General features: G+C 54.4%; 15 protein-coding genes. 5 read left to right on the top strand and 10 right to left on the bottom strand.

What is annotated here, in order from left to right; translation table 11 throughout:
- Positions 1 to 225 precede the first annotated feature (225 nt).
- The 4 genes from SynROS8604_RS04560 to SynROS8604_RS04545 form a co-directional block, all read right to left on the bottom strand.
- On the bottom strand, positions 226 to 3,720 hold the full coding sequence (locus tag SynROS8604_RS04560; RefSeq protein ID WP_186545298.1) for a TM0106 family RecB-like putative nuclease: 3,495 nt from the start codon (positions 3,718 to 3,720) through the stop codon (positions 226 to 228).
- Positions 3,705 to 7,952: a DNA polymerase gene (locus SynROS8604_RS04555; RefSeq protein WP_186545297.1), complete on the bottom strand. Its 4,248-nt coding sequence runs from the start codon at positions 7,950 to 7,952 to the stop codon at positions 3,705 to 3,707. Before SynROS8604_RS04555 ends, SynROS8604_RS04560 begins: the two co-directional genes overlap by 16 nt.
- 542 nt (positions 7,953 to 8,494) lie before the next feature.
- The gene (locus tag SynROS8604_RS04550; protein WP_186545296.1) at positions 8,495 to 8,659 is read right to left on the bottom strand and encodes a hypothetical protein; all 165 of its coding nucleotides are present in this window, start codon (positions 8,657 to 8,659) and stop codon (positions 8,495 to 8,497) included.
- A 69-nt stretch (positions 8,660 to 8,728) separates the two neighbouring features.
- Positions 8,729 to 8,899, bottom strand: coding sequence for a hypothetical protein (locus tag SynROS8604_RS04545; protein ID WP_186545295.1), 171 nt, complete (start codon positions 8,897 to 8,899; stop codon positions 8,729 to 8,731).
- Between the two features lie 94 nt (positions 8,900 to 8,993).
- Between SynROS8604_RS04545 and cbiE the strand changes: the two genes are divergently transcribed.
- Complete coding sequence (gene cbiE / locus SynROS8604_RS04540) at positions 8,994 to 10,259, top strand: precorrin-6y C5,15-methyltransferase (decarboxylating) subunit CbiE (protein ID WP_186545294.1); 1,266 nt, start codon at positions 8,994 to 8,996, stop codon at positions 10,257 to 10,259.
- 211 nt (positions 10,260 to 10,470) lie between these two features.
- On the opposite strand, the gene SynROS8604_RS04535 is transcribed toward cbiE, so the two are convergent.
- The 3 genes from SynROS8604_RS04535 to SynROS8604_RS04525 are packed head-to-tail and all read right to left on the bottom strand — an operon-like array spanning position 10,471 to position 12,505.
- Complete coding sequence (locus SynROS8604_RS04535; protein WP_186545293.1) at positions 10,471 to 10,917, bottom strand: DUF192 domain-containing protein; 447 nt, start codon at positions 10,915 to 10,917, stop codon at positions 10,471 to 10,473.
- Positions 10,917 to 11,600, bottom strand: a complete 684-nt coding sequence (locus SynROS8604_RS04530; protein ID WP_186545292.1) for a response regulator transcription factor — start codon at positions 11,598 to 11,600, stop codon at positions 10,917 to 10,919. The genes SynROS8604_RS04535 and SynROS8604_RS04530 overlap by 1 nt, the downstream gene beginning before the upstream one ends.
- Positions 11,597 to 12,505, bottom strand: a complete 909-nt coding sequence (locus tag SynROS8604_RS04525) for an NAD(+) kinase (RefSeq protein WP_186545291.1) — start codon at positions 12,503 to 12,505, stop codon at positions 11,597 to 11,599. The genes SynROS8604_RS04530 and SynROS8604_RS04525 overlap by 4 nt, the downstream gene beginning before the upstream one ends.
- 154 nt (positions 12,506 to 12,659) lie before the next feature.
- Here SynROS8604_RS04525 and SynROS8604_RS04520 point away from each other — a divergent pair, with 154 nt between their 5' ends.
- Positions 12,660 to 14,285 (top strand): FAD-dependent oxidoreductase, encoded by a 1,626-nt coding sequence (locus SynROS8604_RS04520; protein ID WP_186545290.1) that lies wholly within the window; start codon positions 12,660 to 12,662, stop codon positions 14,283 to 14,285.
- Between the two features lie 6 nt (positions 14,286 to 14,291).
- On the opposite strand, the gene SynROS8604_RS04515 is transcribed toward SynROS8604_RS04520, so the two are convergent.
- Both SynROS8604_RS04515 and SynROS8604_RS04510 read right to left on the bottom strand, forming a co-directional pair.
- Positions 14,292 to 15,935 carry an AarF/ABC1/UbiB kinase family protein gene (locus tag SynROS8604_RS04515; RefSeq protein ID WP_186545289.1) on the bottom strand — a complete coding sequence of 548 codons (1,644 nt, stop codon included), beginning with the start codon at positions 15,933 to 15,935 and terminating at the stop codon, positions 14,292 to 14,294.
- 84 nt (positions 15,936 to 16,019) lie between these two features.
- The gene (locus tag SynROS8604_RS04510; RefSeq protein ID WP_186545288.1) at positions 16,020 to 16,160 is read right to left on the bottom strand and encodes a hypothetical protein; all 141 of its coding nucleotides are present in this window, start codon (positions 16,158 to 16,160) and stop codon (positions 16,020 to 16,022) included.
- Between the two features lie 421 nt (positions 16,161 to 16,581).
- Between SynROS8604_RS04510 and SynROS8604_RS15675 the strand changes: the two genes are divergently transcribed.
- Positions 16,582 to 17,028, top strand: coding sequence for a hypothetical protein (locus SynROS8604_RS15675; RefSeq protein ID WP_255445184.1), 447 nt, complete (start codon positions 16,582 to 16,584; stop codon positions 17,026 to 17,028).
- A 209-nt stretch (positions 17,029 to 17,237) separates the two neighbouring features.
- Entirely contained in the window at positions 17,238 to 17,954 is a 717-nt protein-coding gene (locus tag SynROS8604_RS15670) for a hypothetical protein (RefSeq protein WP_255445183.1), read from the top strand.
- Positions 17,955 to 18,344: 390 nt separating this feature from the next.
- On the opposite strand, the gene pheS is transcribed toward SynROS8604_RS15670, so the two are convergent.
- A complete protein-coding gene (gene pheS, locus SynROS8604_RS04500) occupies positions 18,345 to 19,352 on the bottom strand; it encodes a phenylalanine--tRNA ligase subunit alpha (RefSeq protein ID WP_186545803.1) in 1,008 nt (335 codons plus the stop codon).
- Positions 19,353 to 19,426: 74 nt separating this feature from the next.
- Here pheS and surE point away from each other — a divergent pair, with 74 nt between their 5' ends.
- A complete protein-coding gene (gene surE, locus SynROS8604_RS04495) occupies positions 19,427 to 20,224 on the top strand; it encodes a 5'/3'-nucleotidase SurE (protein WP_186545287.1) in 798 nt (265 codons plus the stop codon).
- The last annotated feature ends 1,334 nt before the right edge of the window (positions 20,225 to 21,558 follow it).

The raw sequence follows: 21,558 nt of genomic DNA, 5'->3' as shown, positions 1-21,558 counted from the left end.
TCTATACAACGCCAGCAGACTAAGGCTTCACTCTCCTTGTCGCAACCTCATTCGACTATTTATGTGTTGAGCACTGGGAACAATGATCTTTTATTAGCTTTCATGCTGCAGGGAGTGTCCCAGGTGATCAATACCTTATCAATCAAGGCGTGGAAGTTTTCATGGGCATCGCAGCCTTCATAAATCGTCCTCTATTAATTGGGTTATACGAGAGGCTCTTTAACCTCATTTATTACTTGACCATTGGTGCGATTGAAGCCTGCATAACCGATTGATCTGCTCAGCTTCCGCCACCGTGTTTGCGATACCACTGGCCAAGTTGGTGGAGCCCACAACAATCGAAAGGCACTGAGCCCTACTGATTGCCACGTTCAATCGATTCGGCTCCAACAAGAAACTCAACCCTCTGGGTGCGTCATCACCGCTGCTTGCCGTAAGCGAATGAATGGCAACCGGAGCCTCCTGGCCCTGGAACTTGTCCACTGTTCCCACCCGGGCTTTGCCAGCCAGCCGTTGCTTCAGCCGGTTCACCTGCACGTTGTATGGCGCTGTCACCAAGATCTTGCTCGCAGTCAGCGGGCCTTTATCAAGTTCTCCAGCTTTGGCGTGTTGGTAGTGGCCTCCCAGCAGGGCATCCACCAGTTCTTCGATGCGATTGATTTCTTCCTCGCTGCAGACGCTATTACCGCTGTGGTCCACTGCTTCAAACACGAGGCCCTGCTGAGGCAATAGCAATCCCGCTTTGCTTTGGCATGGTTTTGCCCATTCAATGCGGTTTGCGCAATTTCCTGGATTGGCCTTGAGCCGGCCCTCATAAAACAGCTCACTCACCATTGCCGTGAGGCTGGGTTCCATCCGCCAGCTAGTGCCTAGAAACACGCCACGATCGGAGGGCACCACAGATGCTCCCTCCATCCAATACTCCAAGCAGCTTTGGCCTGAATCGCCGGGATGATCGGCCTGAGACGGCTGAGCTAGTTGCTGTTGATCGCCGACTAGAAGGATTGAGCGAGCACAGCGTGCCATCACCAGAAGATTGGCGAGCGACATCTGCCCGGCCTCATCCACCACCAAAAGATCGAACTGATCATCAAGTTCTTCTTTGCAGAACATCCAGGTGGTGCCGCCCACCACTGCCATCTCTTCTGAGAGCTGGTCCGGCCTGACAACAGAGAAGCCTTCAGCCGCCAGTGGATCCTCCTTGGCATTGCTGCACTTCACCACCTCGCTCGCCACGCCTGCGGCAGTGCATGTGCTCTTGGCTTTCCTGAGCAGGTTGTTGATCGCCGGATGGCTGTTTGAGCTGATCGCTACTCGCTGGCCATCTTTCACTAATTGAGCGATGACCTGGCCGGTGACTGTGGTTTTGCCGGTGCCCGGTGGACCCTGCAGCGCCAGGCTGATGCCGGAATGCTCCTGCAGGTAGTTCGCCAGTGCACCCGCTACAGCATTGGGATCTCCAGCAATCGCTGCATTCAGGTCATTGAGTTCCTTCAGCGGCTTCCGTTCAAGCAGCTGCACGATTGCTTTGGGAATTGGTTTGTTCTCGTGGACCCACTCCATGGCCTGCTCTTCAAGCCGTTCTCGCAACGGTTTGCTGATGTCCGCAGGCACCTTGATCACCGAAGTGGGCTCTTTAGGGATGCCCTCTCCTTCGCCATTGGCGAGGCGTTGATCGCGTTTCCGCCAAGGCAACTTCAAGCTCACGCTGCCCTGCTTGCTATCGAGGGCATCGACATCCAGTTTCAGGCCGGTGGCTGGTAGCTCCACGGTCAGCCGCCCGTCGCCATTCCCGGCATGCAGTTTTAGTGGCTGGCTGGGGTCAAAACGGAAGTGATGAATGTCTGCGCCTGTCCTGGCGCTGGGACGCTCGTCCATCCCTACCCACTTAACTTCCGCGATTGCTTCTCCGTCGTCAATCAGCTCATCCGGGCTCAGTTCAGCTTTGCTCCTGCGATCGAAATAGGCCCACCAGCCCACCTTGGCTTCCCGGTGATGGAAGGGCAGCAATTGAGCGAGAAGCTTGTGGGCTCTCCAGCTCAAGCCAAGCGGTCCGGTCGCATTGTCATCAGCAAGTGGGTCAGGAATCTCAACAAGGAGTTGTTGGCTAAGCAGCTCCAGCGGTTGCGGCTCCCGTAGCTCCTGCTCGTCTTCGCTTGATTGCTGCAGTGGGTATTCCGGCAGACCCAGTTCCTCTTTGCGTTGACGCAGCCAGTCGTGCAAAAGCGCAGTGCTTTCGCAATCCTCCCGGTTGTAGTCCTCAATTGCTTTCAGCTTTGGGCTGTAAGTAGGAGCCTCGCCTGGAACCTGTGGCTCGTCAGAGAGTTGCCAGTGCAGATAGGCCACCACTGAATCACCAGCGTTGGTGACCCCTGCCTCGCGCTGCTCCATATAAAGGTGCTCCACTTTCTTGATCGAGTAGCTCGGTTCACCCAGCACGATCGAACTAGTCACCACTGGCAACAGATCCACCAGCAAACCGGTGCGCAGCCAATCGTCGATCTCCGCCTCCCGTGTGGCGTGCTGCTGCGCGAGCCGCCGCATCGCTGTTTTTTCATAGGCCGCATAGTGGTAGATGTGCAGCCCTGGATGGCTCCTGCGCCGGTCCTCTACCCAATCCACCCAAGCAGCAAAGGCGGCCTTTTCTTCGTCTGGGGTGTGGGCCCACCAAGCCTTGAACACTGGACAGGTATCAGGCGTATCGCGGTAACAAGCGCCGAACAGATATTCGAGCTTGGTGCCAGCCACCGAATCCTGGATTCCCTCCATGTCAAACCAGATGTCGCCGGGATCAGCTGCAGGCAAGGCACTCAACCCTTTGCCAGTGATGGCAGGTCGCAGTCGATAGGCCGGACGGCCATCAGGACCAACTGGAGTGAGCTGCAGTTCAGCTTGTTGGCGCAACTCATGCAACGCCTCGCCTGACAGTCCTTTCACGCTGCTGCCACCTGGCAGTACAGCCAACTCCTCGATCGTGGTGATGCCTTTTGCACGCAGCTTCTTGCGTTGGCTTTGGCGCATCCCCGCCACCAGGATTAAATCGCGCTGCTGCTCTAGCCGTTCCTCAATGAACGCTGTCCAGTTGCTGTGATCACCCGGTGCATCCTCAGGCGATTGGCTGGGGTCAAAACGTTCCTGAAAGGCTGAGAAGCGTTGGCGTAGATGCTGATACCAAGCCCAGAACTGATCCGTGTTGTATCGCTGAAACCTGCCGCCACCTAGATACAGATCGAACTGATCCGGCCGACTACCTAGAAGCGGGAGCAGCAGTTCGCAATAGGCAGAAGCCTGCACCAGAAACGTGGTTTTTGGCTTACTGGCGAGCTTGCACTCAATAGGGATGTAGCTCCACTCACCTAAAGCTGACGGTTGCTCAATCTTCCTGAGCAGATCGGCGCTGCCCCGCATTCCGCCATCACAAAACGAGGCTTGATGGATGAAGTCATACCCCTCAGCCATCGCTTGCTTCGTGGCGGCGTAATCAGCCTCCGTTTGCTTGCCAGGCAAACGAGCGATGCGATGCCCCTCTTTCTCCAGCTTCTCGAGCAACACCTCTTCATGACGCAAGCCATCGTCACGCAACTGTTGAACCAGCTCGCTTACCGCTGGTTTATTGCCCTCGAATAGTTTGCGCGCTTCCAGCTCCTGCCACCATGCCCCGATCACCGGGCTGATCGAAAACAGCGACAGCTGGCTTGGGGTGATTAGGCGGACGGGCATGGGCAACATCGATGTCCCATCAGATTGCCTACCTCCTCTGAATTCGGCTTTGAAAGTGGGTTGTGAGCCACCTCCCAGTTCTCCCCGAAGTTGGCATCAGCCACCAAAGGGATGTCGCCGTAATAGCGATCACGCAAGCGGTCACTGGTCATTGCACCGACAACAACCGCCTTCACCTCCTCAGCCATAGAGCGAGGAACTTCAAGAAGCAGAGCATCGTGCACCAAGCCGATGATGCGTGTGCCAGGGAATCGATCCAGGGCTGGCCAGATTTCTGCCAGGGTCTCGGACATCATGTCTGCACCACTGCTTTGGATCGGCCAATTAACGCCATTGGTCCTGCCGATACGAAACTGAGGCACTGTGCCATCAGGCTTGGGTGCTTGACCCCAGTGGCAAACCCTGCGACCAGCCAGAGAGCGGCATTCGTAGATGTTCCCCCCACCAGGCTTCTTGGGATCGAAGCGGTCCATCTGCAGTGATGTCTCGCGGTGAAATTCGTGCCAGGTGTCGTAAACGGCCTGAGCTTTCTCCCAGCTCACTGCAACGGCTTGTGCTGCCGAGAGTGCTCTGCGCAGAGAGGCAACAAAGCAGCCGTAGGGCAACGAAAAGTTGGCTGGCTTCGCTGCGGAGCGTTGGTGGGGTTCCACCCAATCCTTTTTCACGATGCCGTCTTCTGGCAATTCCAAGTCGAACAGTGTGCACGCCATCAAGGCGTGGGGATCGATCCCGTCGAGGATCATGCGGCGGAAGCCTCTGTCGTTGTAGAGGCGCGGGCTTGCCTGCAACCGGATCTCCTGGCTGCCCCAGTCGATATCCAGCAGCAAAGAGTCAGGGTTGCCAGTCCACAGCGCGCGCTTAACTCTGGAAGATAGACCTTGGAAATTGGAACCGATCTGGCTGGGTAGCTTGATTTCCCGAGGCAAGCCCTTCCGTTTACCTGTCTTGTAAACCTCAGAGTCGGATGTGATCCGCTCCTTCTTCCCATTAATCACTCGGCCTGTAGTGCCCAGGTCTTTTGCGCCGATCTGACCGCTTGTGGTGATCCTGCCGGTGTTGGCCCCCAGCAGCCTGTAATCGGGGCGAGTACGACCACCTGCAAACTCCAAATCACGGCGCAACTGATTCACCTCCAACAGCGTGCGGTCCAGGTCTCTTACCTCCAGCAGTAAATCCACAACAGGAACGCCAGCAAACTTCTGGAGAACTTTTTTCTCTGTAGAGGGACGATCCTCCCACTCGCCGGTTTCCTTGTTCTTCACTCCCTTGGTGAGTTGCTCACCATCTAGTGCTTCAACAAGGCGTGGGTGCACCTGCTCCGTTGAGGCATAAGGCTGGCTCTCTGTGGGTTCAGGGTTCGGCAGCCCGAGCATTGCGTGGAGTTGCGTCCGCTTTGGATCCCATTCCGCTGTGGCCGCCGCCTCAATCTCATCGAGAGCAGCAGAGTCAATCGCCAAGCCACGATCCTGCCCATCGGCAGCAGGGCTGATCCGGCAACAGTCCAGCCTGTGCACTTCCACCTGCTTGGTTGCTTCCAGCTCCGCTAACAACGCTTCACGCAGAGGTAAGACAACCTGCGCATCGATAGCCGCGTAACGCAGTTTCGACTCGGTGATTGCATTGCCCCAATCACCAGCCTGTTCGATCTTGCTGAGGTCCTCTCTGATGTAGTGCTTTGCCACCGCCTGCAGGTTGGCCTCCTTCAAGCCACCAATGGTCTGGCTCGCAAGCATCGTGTCCCACCAATTGCACAGCGGACGAATCCCAGCGCCGATCAAATGGGTTGCCTCGAATAACAAGTTGTGGCCAACCAAGGTGCGCTCGCAATCCCGGGCAAGTACGCGGAGCCAATCGATTGCTTTCTGGCCGATCAATGCCACATCGATTACCAGGGTGTTGGTGCCATCGAACACCTGGGCTAAACGGATCTCACCGCCCAGGGATGGGAACAACGAAGCTTTGTGCCGCCAGACATCAGTGCGCTTGTTCCAGGTCTCTAAGTCGAAGCCACACAACATCGGCAGGCCATCGGGATTCGGTAGATCCTGCGCGCGGTGGATGTAATCGATCCCAGGGAGTGGCTTTCCTAAATATGGCCGCGGCACTGGTGCAATGACAGCTGGAGGCGGTGTTAACAACGCAGCCGTCTTATGAACCGGTTTGGCCTTCTTTTTGGTTGACGAGGAGTTAACAACTGGCTCAATGTCAATCGTAAAAGCGCCTTGAGCTGCCGATTTTGTTTCACAAAGCGGCGTTTTAGTGGCTGTTTTTAGGTCCGCAGTTTGGCCCGGCGCGCAAGACCCCTTTACTGGAGCGGGATTTGGCTTGGGCATCAATGCACCAGCAGTTCCCGAAAGCCCTTTTACATGCGGACTTGAGTGGGAGGACTTTCCATTAGATCCATTGGTGTGACTGGGATTTGCCTTCTTCCCGACATCTTCCCAAGGGTCAGGCTCGGGAATAACACTCGACCCTGGAGAACTTCCCGATTCAGGTGGTCGGGAAGTTGACGGGATATTGGAAGAAGCCCTTTCAGAACTTGATTTAGAAGAAGTTCCTCCCGATTCAGACCTCACGTTTTTAAGTGCATCTAAAAGGCGGGGCGCCAATGCATACAGACCGCGACCCCGTCGGCATATCTCAGGGTGCTTCGCCCTAGTGGCTGTGGTCAGGGTGTTTGCGACCGTCTTTGCTCCATGTGTGGGGCAGACCTTATAAAGATCTTGCTTAGTAAATGTCTCAAGGTCCGAATTCAGATATTTCTGCCTCATCCCCTCCACCAACTCTGAATGGCAATTGCCATGAGTTGTTTGCCCTTTCAAGACCGATAATTCGCCATCGGCAAATTTATAGAGAAAATCTCTCGTGCCGCCAAGCCTGTTCTTCTGAACAAACCATTGGCGATAAGTCTTGGCTGGTCTTTTTGTCTCCTCATCAAACGGCACCGTGATGTGATGCACAGTGGATGGAATTTCCTTCCACGCCTTTGCACCAGCAGGACAGTCACCACCTCGTGACTTTGCACCGTCATGGTTGAGCCAGATCACCGTGGTGTGCGGACAGATCACCTCCTTAAAGAACGTCAGAAGGGCTGTTACACCTTTGTTGTCGGTGTATTCGAGATCAGTAGCTGCAAGAGCGGCCTTACAGCTGTCGATGATCACCAGGTCAATGGAGTATTCCTTAACGAAATGGAGGAGCTTTATGCATCCCTGTAGATCTGCAGACCAAGCACTCATGCCTTGATCTTGATCTGATGCCCAGACATGAAATCGTTTGCCTGGCCCTTCATTGAATTCAGGTCGCTCGGCTACACCGAAATCTTGGATCGCTCCTTTAAGTGGTGCAGGACCGCTGTCAGAAGCAATGAATAGAACAGCGCCACGCCTTGCCGGATGTTCGTGGTCAAGGAAACCTTCGCTGTAAATCACGCTTATGGATATGCCGATGGCAACCGTGGTTTTGCCGCTACCAGCGTTGCCCCAGATCTGGGTTTGGTCGTTTTCGACGATGAATCCATCAACCTGATAATCCAGACCTGTGATACGACTCAGATCAAGAGAGTCAGGAGGTGCCTTGGTCTTACTGCCTGTCTCCTTCTGCAACTGCATCTTGAATAGAGCAGCCTCGACTTGGGCTCCTGTCACGCGAAATCTGGAGATCAATTCCGCTCGAAGTGGCATTGCCTCATCAGTTCGATTCCGCACAGTGTCATCCAAAAGATCATTAAGCAGCTCTAAGTAGGTGCGCTGCTCTACTTCTTTGCGTGTGGGGTCTTGTTTCCGATACCCAAATGAGGTGCCGTTGTTCTTCAGCTGATAGCCGTTTTCCTTTGCGTGAAACCAAAACGATCCTGCATTCACTAAATCACCACCAGAGTTTGCAACTTGGTCGATGTGAGTCCACTGCGGACTGTGTTGCTTCATCAGTGCAATTGCATCGTCCTTTGTTCCACCTGCTTCTCCAACAGCTTTGATCAAGCCCCACAGGATGTTGCGGTATTGGATGTAAGTGCCAGTACCAGGCACCCGTGGGGGAATTGTGCTTAGGGCATCGCGAATCTCTTCTAATGATCTTGGTTCGTATTTATACCGGCGTGCCTTCTTCTCCTTTTCAACCTGTTCGAGTAGTGGCAGCAGTTGATCAAAAAATGCGTGGTCATATTGATACCCCGTATTGCTAATCAGCCGAACAGGTTTGCCATCACCACGACAGGTGCCAGGAAGGCGCATCACTCGTGATGGATTGAAAAGGGTGCTGTCAGAGTTGCAGAATTCAGCTAGGCGCGTTTGTAGCTCTCTGAATTGCTTTGCTGATATCGAATCACTTAAGACCCAATAGGAGTGGATGCTTTTATTACCTGAATCGGCCTGTATTGATGGTTCAGGCAGGCCTAGGGCTTTCCATACTGTTTTCTGCCATTCCTTGGGCTGATCATCCCATTCGTTGAACAATGCATTGCAGTGGGTGATGTCTTCATCCCTATCACCTCCTTCATTGATAACGACATAAACACCGCGACCATCCTCCTGCCATTCATTTATTAGATTCGGGCATAGATTCCCTTTGCGACCACCTTTTCGAAGATCAGTTTTTTCATAGAAACCTCGAATCCTTGTGGTCTCGGGCTCTTTACCAAGAGCACCTAAGAACTCTTGTGCCTGTAGCTGGTCGAACTTGTGGTCCATAAGTCTTGCCTCGCAAGTGTCTGAGAGCGCATGTCATTTATTGAGGTTGATTAAGTAAGCGCCCTATGAACCCGGGCAGGGTCATGTCAGTCGAACTGTTTGCGTTTAAAACGCTGTCGATACTCAGCACGTAACTGATCACGTATCAGACGAATTTCGACATCTGATTCAATCCAATCCTTATCAGCTTCAATCACCTCTTGAGCACCAATTTCAAGTGCTGACCAGAAGTCTTCTATGCCGTTGCTCATTAGAATTAAGGGGGTGAAATTTGCATGAACGATCCCTCCGGCCCGGCAAGGCAGGGGGAATTTTTTTTCTCAGGCGCAGTCCTTCGGCAGGCGCTTAAGCCCGATCTCGATGAACTCGCGGACAAGACGGCTGCGGCTTGCGCCTGTTTGCTCAGAGGCACGATTTAGCTCGCGGATCAAACTGGGGGCAGCGCGAACCGCCAGGGGCTCTGTTGGCTGTTCCCGAATTAGTGGCTTCACAACGTGAAATCAAGGTGCACACCATCTGTATGACAAGCGCAAAACCATTGCAACCACTGCTTTTTAGCTGGTGTATATCTGGAGAAATTGCATCATGATCGATGTGATCGGCACCGACGCCGGTGCCCCTGGCTCGCTCCAACCCGGAGCTCAACGCTTGGTGGAGCAAGCCCACCTGCTGGCAGCCCCAAAACGGATGCTCCCTGCACTGCAGCAATGGTCTGCGTGCCCAGCAGGCCAGCGTTGCATCGCCAGTGACAATCCAATCGCTCTAAGCGAGGAGTTGTTGGCCCTCGGGAGGGATCAGCGCGCGGTGGTGCTGGCCAGCGGTGATCCGTTGTGGTTCGGTATCGGCCGGATCTTGATCGAGCGTCTGGGACGCGAACGTCTGCGCTTTCATCCAGGCCCCTCGTCCTTGCAACTGGCATTTTCCCGACTGGGCAGGCCCTGGCAGGACGCGCAATGGCTCAGCCTGCATGGCCGTGACCCAGCACCCCTCGCTCAGCGCTTGCAACAACGCCCCAGCGCCTTGGCCGTGCTCACCGATCCCAGTCGCGGTGGCGTAGACGAGGTGCGCCAAAGCTTGCGCAGCAGCGGCCTGGAATCGGCCTATGCCCTCTGGCTCTGCGAATCGCTTGGTCACAGCAGTGAGCGCGTGCAACGGCTGGCCCCCTGCCAAGCCACGCCTAGCGATTTGCACCCCCTGCATTTGGTGGTGTTGCTCGCGGAAGCTCAAGCGGCTCCACCCGCCGATCAACTTCCTCTGTTTGGCCTGGAGGATGGTGTGTTTCTCCAACACAGCGACCGCCCCGGCTTGATGACCAAACGGGAGGTGCGGATCCAATTGCTCGCTGAGCTCAACCTTCCTGCAAGCGGCGTGCTCTGGGATCTTGGTGCTGGCACCGGCAGCGTGGGCCTGGAAGCGCTGCGGCTGCGGCCGCAGTTGCAGTTGCTTTGCATTGAACAGCGCAGCGGTGGTTCTTCGCTCATCGCCGCCAATGCCAAACGCCTCGGGGTTCAACCAGCAGCAGTGCTGGAGGGGGATGCCATGGAAGAACTCCCCAACCTTCCCGCTGCCTTAGCTGCCCCCGACCGGGTGCTGATTGGTGGCGGTGGCCGCAAACGCAGGGCCCTGCTGGAGCAGGTGATCCAGTGCATGGCCCCCGAGGGTGACGTGGTGATTCCTCTTGCCACCTTGGAAGCCTTAGCGGAGCTGAGGCCAGTGCTCGAGGCCGCCAAGTACTCGGTGAAGGTGAGTCAGCAGCAGGCCTGGCGCGGCCAACCGCTGGCCGATGGCACCCGGCTTGCTCCGATGAATCCGGTGTTGATCCTCAAGGGAAGCGCCCCTCGGCAGGACTGAGCCTGACGCGATCGAACGAAAAAGGAGCAGAATCATGCCCTTTGAAGGTGGTCAGGATGTCGATTCGAGAAAGCAAACCGCAGGTGTCACCCCTGCGCCTCAAGATCACCCTTTTCATTGCAGGGGTTGGCCCCCTACTCGCTGTTGGGCTGTGGCTCCAATCCAAAGGATTCTTCAGCTAGACACTTTTGTGTTACCTATACGTAACACTTTAGTCTCTAGGACGTACCATCTCTGCTTCATTGGCTGACATTGCCGGTTGGATCGTTTCGATCACCACCGCGTCTCCGATCGCAAGCCCCAGGCGCTTGGCCTCTCCTGCCCCTAGCTCAATCACGCTGTCCGCATCAGCCATCGGTCCAAAGCTCTTGCAAGGCAACGCCGGACAGGTCGGCACCTCAGCCTCGATCGCAATCACCTCATCCTGGTGCACAAACACCATGTCGAGTGGCGCAAGCGTGTTCAGCATCCAAAAGCGCAACGGCCGTGCCGGCTTAAACGGAAACCACATTCCCCTCAGCGGTGGCAAGGCCGGGCGCTGCATCAAACCCAACCGTTGCTCGTTGGGCTGATCTGCCACTTCCAAGAGCACACAGGTGTCGGGGCGAACGCACCATTGCGCCTCAAGGGGCAATTGCTGCGGGGGAGATACATCCATCAGGAGCTCTTCAGGAAAGGAACGCCATGGTTCAGGCAATAACCACGGCCACGAATGGTGTGAATCAAGCGGGTGTCACCACCCTCCTCAAGCTTTTGGCGGAGATAGCGGATGTACACCTCCACCACATTGCTCGACATCCCCTGCTCATCGTTCCAAACCTCGCGCAGGATTTGCTCACGACTCACCACCTTGCCCCGCTGCTTGAACAGCAACAGCAGCAACGACGATTCGCGCTCCGTTAGGCCAATCAGCCGCGTGCCACGACGCACGAGGCCGCTAGCGGTTTCAAGCTGCAAATCACCCACCACCACCACAGAACAGTGCTCTTCCCTGCGTTTCTGAAGAGACAGATGGAGGCGCAAGCGTTGCAAGAGATCGCTTGGTGCACTTCTGGACAACCAGAAATCATCCGCCCCGGAACTGAAGCAGAGCTCTCGCGCCTCAATGCTGTCTTCGCTCACACCAAACAAAATCGGCAGCGCTCCAAACCACTGGCGGAGCTGCCCCACTTGAGGCAGCTGGCCCGGCGATACAAGCGCAGCCATCGGCTGCTGGCCATCAGAGGCAATGGCTCGATCCCCAGCCCTCCACTCCAAAGCTGTGTAGCCCGAGGCTTCTAGGCGATCTTTGAGCTGCAAGGCCTCAGAACCAACCAACAACAACACCCCCTGATCGTTCATGGACGATCAGGCTTCGCCACATGGGGCAAGCCCCAGCCCAGCTTGTTGCGCAACACCTGGAAAAACTCATGGTCCGACAGGCGCACAAAACGCACGGGATGGTCACTTCGCCGGATCAAAACCCTGTCCTCAGGCCACACGTAACAACCTGCGCTTCCATCCACCACCATCATCAGGCGCTCCGGCGTGGCTGGAAAGACGGTGACGGGTTCCTGATCGCTAAAAACGAGCGCACGCGATGCCAAGGAATGGGCCGCAATCGGCGTGAGTTGCAACACCGGGCATTCGGGGGTGATCACAGGGCCGCCAGCGCTAAGGGCATAGGCCGTCGATCCTGTCGGGGTCGACAGGATCACTCCATCAGCAGAAATATCAACAGGTGCATGCCGGCCAATCGCAATTTCGAAATGGCACATGCTGGTGAGCGGCTCTCGGTGCAACGCCATCTCGTTGAGAGACAAGGCTTCCCAGCGCCTTTGATCTCCGCGCATCACGCTCACCACCATGTTGGCGCGCTCTTCGATCGTCCAGCGCTCGGTGAGAATCTGCTCGAGAGCCTTGTCGAGATCACCGAGGTAAGCCTCCGCAAGAAAGCCGAGATGACCGGTGTTGATCGTTAAAATCGGCACCCCAATCGGTGCTGTTTGGCGGGCTGCTGACAGCACGGTGCCATCGCCTCCCAACACAATCGCCAGCACCATCGAAGGATCAAATCCCTCGGGCACACAGGCGTTGTACCCGAGCATGCGCAGGTGCTGGTCTGGGTTGGCGAAACCCACCATTCCTCCAGAACTGCTTGCCCGCACCACCTCATGGCCGGCGAGTTCCAGCCGCTCCTGAATCGTTTGAGCGGTCTCAACGGCAAGTGACTTCCCGTCATTCACGATCAGTCCGACCCTGGGCACCGATCGCGCTTCAAAAGAACGGCACCACTTTATGAGAAAAATCGGCGCCCAGCAGCGTCGGGTTGTTTTTTGAATCCAGCCCCTCCCCTCAGCCCCTCCCCTAAGAGCCGGCCCTGCGTAGCGTTTCAGTCACCCCCTGAGGCGAACCCAAGCGATGCCAAGCAACACCCCGTCCCATGTGGTTGTGATCGGAGCGGGATGGGCCGGCTGGGGTGCCGCCAAATCCCTCTGCCAGGCCGGGGTGCGCGTGACCTTGATCGACGGGATCAGTGATCCCACCGGCAGCACGCCGCTCACCACCCCAAGCGGCAAACCCTTCGAGGCCGGGACGCGGGGATTTTGGAAGGACTATCCCAACATCAACGCCCTCACGGAAGAGCTCCAGCTCGGCGAGATTTTCACCGAGTTCACCACCAGCGCCTTCTGGTCTCCCGATGGCTTAGAAGCCACAGCGCCGGTGTTTGGTGATGGCCCTCAGCTACCCAGCCCTCTGGGCCAGGCCTTCGCCACCTTCAACAACTTCAAGCGGTTGCCGGTCTCCGATCGACTCAGCATCGCCGGGCTGCTGGTCGCCATGCTCGATTTAAACCGCAACGACGCGGTGTACCAGCAGTACGACGGCATCGATGCCCTCACGCTGTTCAAGCAGTTGCGGATCAGCGATCGGATGATCAATGAGTTCCTGCGGCCAATCCTGCTGGTGGGGCTGTTCAAGCCACCGGAAGAGCTCTCAGCGGCGGTGACGATGGAGTTGCTGTACTACTACGCCTTGGCCCATCAGGATTCTTTTGATGTGCGCTGGATCAAGCGCAAGAGCATCGCAGAGCAACTGTTGGCTCCACTCAGTCAGCGCTTGCGCCACCAACATCATCTGGAAGTCCTCGGCGGAACGTTGGCATCACGCCTGAACGTCTCCCCCAATGGCAGATCGGTGAGCTCGGTGGAGACCCTCTCGGTCAGCAGCGGCCGCAGCGCTGTGATCAAGGCTGTGGATGCCGTGGTGCTGGCGGTGGGCGCCAAGGGGATGGGGGCCCTGATGGCCAACTCACCGGAGTGTGCGGCTCTATCCCCGGAGCTGGTGCAAGCCGGCCATCTCAACGCCATTGACGTGGTGTCCGTGCGCTTGTGGCTTGATCGCAAGGTGCCGGTTGCCGATCCCGCCAATGTGTTGTCGCGTTGTCCGGCCCTGCAAGGATCCGGCGCCACCTTCTTCATGCTGGATCAGCTGCAAGCGGACAGTCAGCAGGAGCTCTGGGGTGCTGATCCCGTGCAAGGGTCTGTGGTCGCAAGCGACTTCTATAACGCCACAGCGATAGCTGAACTCAGCGATCAGGGGATTGTCGATTCCCTGATGCAGGAGTTGTTGCCGATGGTGCAGCCGGCCTTCCGCACAGCCCAGGTGGTGGATCAGGAGGTGCAGCGTTATCCGGGGTCGGTGTCGCTGTTTTCCCCGGGAAGTTTCCAGCAGCGCCCACCGCTGGAAACCTCCGTGGCCTCGATCGTCTGCGCGGGCGACTGGGTGCGAATGGGAGATCGGGAATTCGGCGCCAAAGGGCTCTGCCAGGAGCGTGCCTATGTCTGTGGTTTAGAAGCCGGAAATTCACTGCTCAGACGCGAGATCATCTCCGGAACAACGCCATCTCAGGCCCTTCCACACCCTGTGATCCCGATTCGCGCCGACGAACCACAGGTTGTGCTCGGGCGCAGCATCAACAAACGCGTGATGGATCAACTGGATCTGTTTGGACTCAAATACCCCTGGCTGATGGGCTTGTCCTGATCGCACTCATCGACGACTCGAGCGCAGCAACGAGACGATCAACCAGAGGCCAAACAGAGTGGCCCCAACAAATAACCCCTCGCTGACATCCCTCAGCAGAGGTTGTTGGGCCAAGGTGGCCATCACCGTGGCACTCAGCAGCAGCGATGCCACAAGAATCGCCAACGACACCCGTTGCGACATCCGGTCCAAGCTGGCGCGCATGGCATCAAGCCCCTCCAGCTGAATGGCAAACACCAATTCATCACTGCTAAAGCGCCGCAACAGCTGACTCAACTGCCGCGGAGAATCAATCGTGAGATTGCGTAAATCGAGGCCAAACTGCATCAGCCGTTCTTGAGGCAGCATCACGGCACGGGCCAGGAGCTGGGCCACCAACGGCTGCATCTCCCCGGTGAAACTGAAGGCCGGGTTCAAAGAATTGCCCACCCCTTCCAAATTGGTGACGGACTTCACAAACAGGCCCAGGGTTCCCGGCACCCTTAACCCAGAGCGGTTCGCCAGCTGCAGCAAGGAAGCGAGGAACAGGGCGAAATTCAATTCCTCCAACGGCTTGGAAAAACTGAGAGCAATCAGCTGATCCAGCTGGCGCTGCAAATGCTGACGATCCACTTTCCCCCCCCGTGCCGGTGGCGCAATTTGCTCCAACACATCGGTTGCACGGGCACCGTCCTGATTGATCAGCGCCAAGACAAGATCCAGCAGGTTGCTGCGCGTGCGCGGATCAAACTGACCCACCATGCCCGCATCCAGCAGGATCACCTTGCCATCGGCGAGCACTTTGAGATTGCCGGGATGGGGATCGGCATGAAAGAACCCATCCACGAAGTATTGCTGCACAAAAGCGCCAAGCAGGGCCGTGGTGGTGGCCACCAAGCCCGGCCCAGCCTCGAGGGCCTCCCGACCTGCAGGGCTGAGGATCGATGCGCCCTCGATCCACTCGAGCACCAAAACGCTACGGCCCGACAAGGACTTCACCACCTGAGGAAGGCGAATCTGTCCGTTTGGAACAAAGTTCGATTCCTCCAAACTGCGCTGCAACCGCAGCGTGTTGGAGGCCTCAATTCTGAAATCCAGCTCGCGCACCAAGGCCTCCAGCACCTGGTCGGCAAGACCGACAAAGTCATACAAACTGCCGAGAGACGTGGCTGCAGCAAGGGCGGCAATCTTGCGCAGCAAGCGACCGTCTTCTTCCACCTGGGCAGCAATCCCGGGCCGCAAGGCCTTCACCGCCACGGCACCCAGCTCAGGCAAGCTCGCCCTATATACCTGCCCCACACTTCCAGCCGCAATCGGCGTTTCATCGAAGGTTGAGAAGGCCTCGTCAACCGAGCAGCCCAGCTCTTGCTCCAATTGGGGTTTCAATTGCTCCCAGGGCACAGCCGGAACATCCGCCTGCAATTGGCTCAACGCCGCGATGTAGTCGTCCCCCAGGAGATCGGGGCGTGTGCTCAACAGCTGGCCCAGCTTCACGTAAACGGGGCCCAATTCCGTGAGGATGTTGCACAGCACCGAGGGCAGGGGCAGCCGCGTTTCAGAAGCATCGCCTCGGTTGAGGAGCTGAGAGAGAAACGACCACTCATGGCGGGAGACGATCCGAACGATCTCCAAGGCTCGTGAGGAACCATCGAACACACTGAGGACTGACATTTAAGCAGCGGTAAACAACAAAAGTCTTGGGTGCATCAATGGACTGGAGCAGTCATCAGAGGGTATGAAGACTTCAATTGACCTTCACTCAAGCGACACTTGCAAAAGCGGTCCCCATACCCCCAAAGAATCGACATAGCCTGCATTGGAGGAGTCTTGATAGGCAAAGCAAGTCTGAACCACCACAACCTTGAAATCAACGGACTTTTCAGCAATCTCAGCCAAGAGCTCCAATTCAATCCAGTTCCTAAACACATTTAATCTCAGCAACAAGAAATAGATGATATAAATTCAATTCAATACCAGAACCTAGACAGAGATGCAGACTCAAGCTAATAAGCACATACTGCAAACGTACACATTATTAATAAAAAAATATCGACAGCGAGCTGCTTCGCTGGCGCCACTAAACAAATACTAAAGACCTGACAATCACAAAAGCATTACAAGGGCGAGTACATGAAAAACAGAATCACTCCATCTTTTTCTCAATTCAAAAGGTCGAACCTCACTGATTCAATACGAATTCGTCCAACCTATTCGCAAGAATGTAGCAAAAACTACAGATACAAAGAAAATAGCGGCAAGTTCTGCAAGGCAAGCGAATGAACTAATGGTATAGAATTTAGATATATAAATTGCTGACTTGATGATGGATAAAAAAATATCCTGGCGAGTGCTTCCTGGATTTTACCGACCTGGAAAGTCAAGCTTCAAATCCATTCAGATCCTATTGTCTGAATTCTTAAGAGATAGGCATTCTCCAAGCTTATTACAAACTCATTATAGCAATGATACATCTGATTCAATAAAATATGGATGGGGTGATTCTGCTCCACTAGAAAAAGAGATTGCATCCCAAGAAGATCTTGATACTCTAATCAATACTCCATTCTCATTCAATCAATCCATTTGCATTGTCGAACCTGCTGATCATGTTGGATTCAACACGATTGGCGAACCCGTGAGAGCTTCTATCAATGTTGCATGGCTTGCTCAGAGAATTGCCGATTGTGACTCAATCGTTTTCCCTTTGTGGAAATCAGGTCTAATGGATAAAAAAAACTTGCTCATGTTCTTACTTCTTCTCTAGCTGTTGTATTTGAAGGCGGACATCCAACAGTACGCGACAGCAAATCATTTAAAAATACCAATTGCTCACATAGCGATCTCCTCTATTTAAGTGAAGAACTTATTTTATCCAGGCGACTTAGAAGTGCTCCCTCTATATTCATATGCCTTGGGCATCAGCTTGCCGCTCAAGCACACATACGGTTAATCAAAAAAGCAACTTATGAAATCATGGAAACGATTGATGAAATCCTAATCAATCAACCTAATTCTAGAAATGCTTTAAAGCAAGTCTGCAATAGAATTCAGACCCTAGGCGCAAAACTTAGAATAGTAAAAGACGACAAAATCGTCGCGGAGGGCTGGGATCATCCAGAATTTGCCGTAGGGATTAATGAGGTTCCGGAGGCGGGTCACTGTGAAATCGTTCACTATGAAAAATCCAATCCCCATCCTGACCTTGAACTATCCGAATTACTGACCGCTCAAGCAATAACAGCAGAAGAATATGATGGCGTAATTGAAGAATCAATCTCTCACGAAAAGGACCTAAACATTGTTATGTTCCATACCGATGAAGTTAACGAAGAAGCTATATTATTTGCTAATTGGGCCTATCGCAATCTCTATCAAACGCTTCTGCCAGCTAGGAACCAGCTTGTAATATCTGAACTATCTTGGCTGTTCAACCTTCCAAGCAGTATTGAGATACTGTGTTCAACAACTGCTGAAGGGAGGCTATGCACAGAAGTTGCCGCTACATGCATCAACTACAGAGACTACGACACTCGGCAGACACGCAGATCGTTTACTTGTCAATTCCATCCAGAATTAAGAGATGATCTGAGAGAATTCAAAGAAAGCGGCATCCCTTCATTCGATCATTTAAAAAAAGACGATGGAATTAGATTGCTTATCCGAATACTACATGACAGTCTGATGGAGTAATAAATCAAATGCTGAGTGATGCTCAATGTTCATGCAATCAAGCAGGTTTGCAAAAAATTATTATTTTCAATCACCTTAAAGTCTGAATATTCATCAAGCCCTTGAGTCAACGCGCAAAAGAAAAAACATCGATGCTCGTCACACAAGAAATCAGTACTGTCAGCTTTATGAGTATGGAACAGCAACACCTCTGAATCACGAAAAGCATTGGCATCTCAGATGGCTTAATCAACTTCCTATGCCCTTCAACCATTTAAGATTGCAAATTCAATATTTCTGGACTTACAGATACTTAGCTTAAAAATCTTGGTCAAATTCTGCAATTGGTATCGAGATCAACTCTTGTTTTGATACGGGTGATCTGCAGATCAACAAAATGAATGATTTGCATCAAAACTGATCGAGAAAGCGCAGATCACTGGTGTACAGGCGGCGGATGTCGTCAATGCCATGACGCACCATGCAGAACCGTTCCACGCCCAAACCGGCCGCAAAACCGCTCCATCGATCGGGGTCCAGGCCTAACCCCTCCAGCACCGCCGGATCCACCATTCCGCACCCCATCACTTCCAACCAACGCCCTCGCCATTGGACGTCCACCTCCGCAGAGGGTTCTGTGAACGGGAAGTAACTGGCGCGAAAGCGCACCGGTAGGTCGCCAAAGAACGCCTTGAGGAACTGCATCACCGTTCCGCGCAGGTGGCTGAAATCCAAGCCCTCATCAATCGCCAGCACCTCCACCTGATGAAACACAGGCGAATGGGTGGCATCCACCGCATCCCGCCGATACACCCGGCCTGGAGCCACAATCCGCACCGGTGGTGGATTGATTTCCAGGTGTCGGATCTGCACCGGCGAGGTGTGGGTGCGCAACAACAAGTTGTCTTGCAGATAAAACGTGTCCTGCATGTCTCGAGCAGGGTGCTCAGGAGGAATATTCAAGGCCGTGAAGTTGTGGTGATCCGTCTCCACCTCAGGACCTTCCTCCACCTGATACCCAAGGCCACAGAACAGATCAACAATCTCCTCCGTGGTGGTGATCAACGGATGCCGGTGCCCCATCGGCACGCCCAGCGGAGCCGCTGTGACATCCAGGGTTTCCGCTGCCATTCTTGCGGCCATCGCAGCACTGTTCACCGCCTCAAGGCGCTCAGACAGCAGCTGCTGCACCAACGTTTTCAGCACATTGGCGCGCTGGCCCACCAACGGCCGTTCATCTCCCGGCAGCTTGCCCATCGCCCCGAGCACGGCTGACAGCCGCCCCTTCTTGCCCAACAGGCCCACCCGAAGCTGCTCGAGGGCAGCGGCATCGGCGGCCGCCTGGATTTCAACCGCCGCCTCCGCCTCGAGGGCATCGAGCTGATCAGTGAGCTGCTGCAGGGAGATCGTGGCGCTCAAGGCATTGGTTTCGCGGCCATGACTGTAGGCAGCCATCACGACTAGGTTCCAACCAACGCTTACCAACCCTTCGGATGGCTCCCCTGCGGATACTGATCAGCAACGACGACGGCGTATTTGCCGACGGCATCCGCAGCCTGGCGGCAGCGGCAGCCGCCGCTGGCCATCAGGTCACAGTGGTTTGCCCCGACCAGGAGCGCTCCGCCACGGGCCATGGATTAACCCTTCAGACCCCCATCCGTGCCGAACGCGCCGATGAACTGTTTGAGCCTGGAATCCAAGCCTGGGCCTGCAGCGGCACCCCAGCCGATTGCATGAAATTGGCCCTGTTTGAGCTGTTGCCTGAAAAGCCCGATCTGGTGCTTTCGGGGATCAACCACGGCCCCAACCTCGGCACCGATGTGTTTTGCTCCGGAACCGTGGCAGCGGCCATGGAGGGCACGCTGGAGGGCCTGCCGGCGATGGCCGTGAGCAGCGCCTGTTTTCAGTGGAGAGAATTCCAAGCCGCCGCCAACTTGGCCATCGAGGTGGCGGAAGCAGCCCTGGCCGATCGATGGCCAGAGAATCTCTTGCTCAATCTCAACGTCCCCCCCTGCAAGCCGGAGGCCATGGGGAAACTGAGCTGGACCCGCCTGTCGATCCGACGCTACGACGAACAGTTCAGTCCTCGGGTCGACCCCCGTGGCCGCACCTATTACTGGTTGGCCGGTGAAGCCGTCGAAGATTTCGAGTCGGGCGGTGATGGCCCCCGCGACTGGCCCACGGATGTGGCCCAAATCCAAGCGAACGCACCGTCGCTCACACCGATTCAACCTGAGCTCTTCTGGCGGGGAGGCTTAGCCTCCTTGCCATCTTTAGAACCCATCAATTAGTTGATACTTACGAAAAAACGATTTTTTGACTAGCAGGCGTAACATATTCCAGCCATCTCAACTCTTTAATTGAGTTGGGATCACTAGTGCATTTTACGAACTAAAGCCTAATCATCCATAATCCATCACGTACCAATAAACTTTAACCTTCAACGATCAACCCAAAAAATATTAATTTTATCAATTAAATATCATTACCCTCTATCACCATGGCCAATGACCCGCTCCAGACAAAAATGACATACATTTGCCTCAGAAAATCTGGAGAAATTGGGGATGAGCAGCAGCTGTGAGCAAGAAAAGTTGTTTTTTCTCTGAATTACTTCTGTGGCTTTTTTGATCACTTTTGCTGTTACGTTTAGCTTCTCTGTGCTTGCTATAAGGATGTGTGTAAAAGTTTAAGCACACCAGAAACTTGTTCGGATGTAGCCAATTTGGCCAGAACGCTCATGTCGGGTCTTCTGAAAGCCGAACTGCTGCTATTGCCTCTGTTCGACTGGGTCTAGATAAGCTGGAAATGATGCTCAACCCTGGACGAATTTTGGTTATGGCCGTTTCGATCAGATCTAGCAGCCCGCCTTCTGGCATACCCGGTAGATCCCAGCGTTTGCAAGGTCGCACCGCGACCATCAATTCCATTTCCTTGGCTTTCATCTCGGAGGTTTAGGCGATGCCCTTGTAACAGGCATCGCCTTACACCGCCTCCTCGGCTCGATCACTGAGCGAATAACACTTTTGCAGAAAGTGAGTACTCATCATTAATGCGAATGGTAGTGGTGGCAGGCTGTTTTCTTACTCGTTTTGAAGCGGTGGGGCTCAATCAAATCGAGGAGCGCCCACCACGTGACTACGCCTCCACCTCACATAGAAACTTGTCACGCAGGATACTCTACGTTGCTAGTGGCCATGGTCAGGAAAATCAGGAATCCCCCCTATTTGCCACACATAACCACAGTTCACAATTTACCATCACTTAAACCAGTATTGACAGGATGAGTTTTCAACAGCCTCCTCAATTACCTATGAGATCTTTTCGATCAAACCGCTTTCCTTGCTAGGAAATATTTATTTTACAAACAGCCGGGCAGAAGCACTCAGGGGATTCTCACAAGCTTCACACAAACGTCTCACAGTCCATTGAAAAAATAAGTTTATTATATACAACAGAATACCTTATTCAATGTTAGAATCAAGCCAGGTTCAAAATTTAAGTACATTTACCGAATTAATATCAACATCACCATCAATACAACGAAAAGTAAAAATATGTCAAAATTTTAAAGAAATTTGCCTTCTTGCGAAAAATTACGATTGTGACATTGAACCTTCAACCC

Origin of the sequence: Synechococcus sp. ROS8604 (genome assembly GCF_014279655.1) — a bacterium.
Classification (GTDB): Bacteria; Cyanobacteriota; Cyanobacteriia; order PCC-6307; family Cyanobiaceae; genus Synechococcus_C.
The sequence above is the reverse complement of the archived record's forward strand: the minus strand, read 5'-3'. Positions and strand labels throughout refer to the sequence as shown.